This window comes from Rubellimicrobium aerolatum (assembly GCF_017872975.1).
Lineage (GTDB): Bacteria > Pseudomonadota > Alphaproteobacteria > Rhodobacterales > Rhodobacteraceae > Rubellimicrobium > Rubellimicrobium aerolatum.
This window is the reverse complement of sequence record NZ_JAGGJP010000046.1, coordinates 1-2,916: the sequence shown is the minus strand read 5'-3', so window position 1 is coordinate 2,916 and position 2,916 is coordinate 1. Positions and strand designations below refer to the sequence as shown.

2 protein-coding genes and 1 pseudogene are annotated in these 2,916 nt (G+C 60.2%); 2 read left to right on the top strand and 1 reads right to left on the bottom strand.

The genetic code is table 11. The features are described from left to right. The first annotated feature begins 456 nt into the window (after positions 1 to 456). The gene (locus J2Z33_RS17985) at positions 457 to 1,308 is read left to right on the top strand and encodes a replication initiation protein (protein ID WP_209843617.1); all 852 of its coding nucleotides are present in this window, start codon (positions 457 to 459) and stop codon (positions 1,306 to 1,308) included. A gap of 495 nt (positions 1,309 to 1,803) precedes the next feature. On the opposite strand, the gene J2Z33_RS17980 is transcribed toward J2Z33_RS17985, so the two are convergent. Then, positions 1,804 to 2,547, bottom strand: coding sequence for an IS4 family transposase (locus J2Z33_RS17980; RefSeq protein ID WP_245218978.1), 744 nt, complete (start codon positions 2,545 to 2,547; stop codon positions 1,804 to 1,806). On the opposite strand from J2Z33_RS17980, the pseudogene tnpB reads away from it, so the two are divergent. Further along, a pseudogene (tnpB, locus tag J2Z33_RS17975) lies at positions 2,471 to 2,731 on the top strand (IS66 family insertion sequence element accessory protein TnpB); the annotation flags it as partial. The gene J2Z33_RS17980 and the pseudogene tnpB sit on opposite strands and share 77 nt — an antisense overlap. Positions 2,732 to 2,916: the final 185 nt, after the last annotated feature.

The window sequence follows — 2,916 nt, the reverse complement described above, 5'->3', positions numbered from 1 at the left end:
GCTCCGCGCCGATGGCCGTTGCCTACGGCGCCGGAGCACGCAATTTTCACCCCGCGATTCCAGTCGCCACCGGATGAGTGACGGGGGTCAGGTCAACCCGCGCCCAGTTGATCCACAAGGAATGGCAATCGGAACCCGAGGCTTTCCAGGAAAAGCTGCGCCAGTTGATGGTGGATCCGCCAGGTCAGCCTGTCGGACAAGCCCACATCGCGTAGATTTTGTGAAGCGGCGAGTTCCTGAAAGTTCAGGTTATCACTTTGCACATAATCATGTTGTCATGATTACATGCATTCATGAGTTAAGGCATCTTGGAGCTTAGTATGAAGGTTTCGGGGAAGGCGCAGCCCTCGCGCGTGTACTGGCTGTCATAGCTCTCCAAACATGAAGTTTCCGGGGAACAATGACGTTTGTTGTCTTCACTTTTCATAGTATGCCGGTCCGGACAAGGAGGACGGCATGGTCGATATCCTGACACTGGAGCTGACGTCTCGGGGTGACGAGGCAATCAAACCTGCCGAACTGATCCAGGTCCGTGGCCATGAGCCCCTTACCCTGAACGCCAGACGAATGATCACTCTCCTCTGGCACAACGCCCATATGCAGGGCGTAGAGGAAGGTCGCCGCTACACTGTCGAGATCGACGCGCTCAAGCCTGCGGGACACAAAGGCTATGAGATGATCGAGGAGGGCATCGAACAGCTCATGCGGACGTTACTCGTCGTCCAACTCCCGAGCGGCAAGACACGGCGCGTCCAATTCTTGGGCGGCAACGATCTGGACTCACCGGACAGACCCGCTGGCGTCCTGACTTACTCGTTCGACGCCATGCTGATCGAGATCCTCGAGAAGTCGTCAGTCTGGGGTAAGATCGCCCTGCCCGTCCTGATGGCCTTCACGTCCAAGTACGCGATCTCGTTATATGAGAACGCCTCGCAATTTGTGAACCTAGCCTACAAGACCTCCACAGAGTTCACTCTAGAAGAATTCCGCTCAATGCTGGGCGTCCCCGAGGACAAGTACCCTGCCTTCGGAGAGTTCAACAAGCATGTCCTCAAGCCTGCCGTGGCAGAAGTAAACGCTTTGGCCTCGTTCGGGCTGAGCGTCGCTCCTCTGAAACAGGGCAAGAAGGTCGTGCGTGTGAAGGTCGGCTGGTATCGCAAGTCTATAGAGGAGCTAAAGGTCGCGTATGCCGAAGTGCAACGGCCAAAGGTCGGCAGGAGAGCGAGGATCTTGGGAACGGTTGAGAATGTGTTGGCCCCTGCCCCATCCGAAGGCCGGCTTCGTCGCCGAGCCCCGAAAACTTCATAGTTGCAGTTGCATGCAATCATGAAAGCCGGGTTTCGGCTTAGCATAGGTGCCCGAAGCCTTCACTTTTGGAAGCTTAGGTCGTCGGTGAGCTGCACCTAGAACTCGATCGGGTTGGGCCGCCAGTGCGGATGAGCGCAGGCTAGTCAGGGATACCGGTGGGCTCGTCCCTTGCCACAGTCATAGAGATAATCCCGCGGGACCATCTACAGGAGCAAGACGATCCATTCAGCGGAAAGGGCGTGAGACGAGAATCTATCACCCTGCATCAGGCTCTGGAATGGTCGCAGAGGACTACTGCGCTCGCGATCGTCACCATGTCGTGCTGGATCGCGTTGAGCCAGTCTTCGTCCGTCCCCAAATACCTCATAGTTGGGGTTTGCTGGGTTAGCAGGAAAGTGACTTACCTTGTTGGATGCTATCCGGAAAGCCACTTTGCATGAAAACATACTATAGCGGGACCAACACAAGTTGGTAAGCGTCCGGTCTGGCTTTCAGTTACCCACAAGCTGTTTGTCTGTCTTTCCCGGCAGCATAGCCCTCGACGAGGTCTGCGAGCCGCCCGAAGCCTCGCCACATGACAGTGGCTCCTGGCGGTGGGCCACGACTTCGGGCGAGATAGCCTCCGAGGCGGGCGACGCGGATCATGTAGGGATCGAGGCTGCGTGCGGCGCCCGCTTTGGTGGTGGGCATGAGCCTTTCAAGGAATTCGAGTTCCAAGTCGGTGAACACGGCCCCTGGCGGGGCTTCGGGATGGCCCCGCCTTAGCATTGTCATCCAGTGGATGCGCCAGGCCAGCACGCAGCAGAGCGCGATGTAGTTGGCCAGGCGGTCGGCGGTGGTGAGCCGAACCTCCTCGATGCGGCACCCGGTCTTGAGGGTCTTGAAAAAGGTCTCGATGCTCCAGCGCCGCGCGTACCAGTCCAGCATGCGGACGGCGTCGTCGTGCGTCGCCACATTGAGGTTGGTGATCAGCTTCCAGAACAGCGGCGGTCGATCTGCCGGCGGGTCCGTCTCCCTGGCGTGGATGATCTGAAGCCGGAGCCGCTCGTAGCGTTTCTGCTTTCCGATCGGAGGCCGGACCGTCATCGTCGCGAACGTCACCGACAAGAGCGCGCCCTGGTCCCGGCCCGACGCATCACGGAAGCTGATCTGGTGCGTGCCGCAGGCGGAGACGCTGTTGAAGCAGGACCCCTTCGCTGGGCCATCTCTTCGTCTTTCGCGGCGGGGCGACCTGGTCAAGGTGATCTGGTGGGATGGCCAGGGGGCCTGCCTGTTCGTCAAGCGTCTGGAGAAGGGCCGCTTCGTGTGGCCCGCAGCGAGTGAGGGCAAGGTGGCGCTGACCCCGGCGCAACTCGCGATGCTGCTCGAGGGCATAGACTGGCGGGCGCCGCAGCGGAGTTGGCAGCCTCTGACGGCCGGATAGACGGTGAAAGCGGAGCGAACGGGATTCCCTCGCTGAAGCCGGCTCGGTAGGCTGCGGCCATGCTGGACGAGGCCCACGCGCTGCCGCACGACCCCGAGGACCTGCGGGCCTTCGCGGCGCGGCTCCTGGCCGAGGTGAAGGCGCAGGCGATCCTGATCGAGAAGCTGCGGCATCAGCTCGCCGGC

What these genes read in the sequence shown, in the direction of transcription:
- J2Z33_RS17985 (WP_209843617.1), top strand. Translation starts at nt 457, where the DNA reads ATGGTCGATATCCTGACACTGGAGCTGACGTCTCGGGGTGACGAGGCA.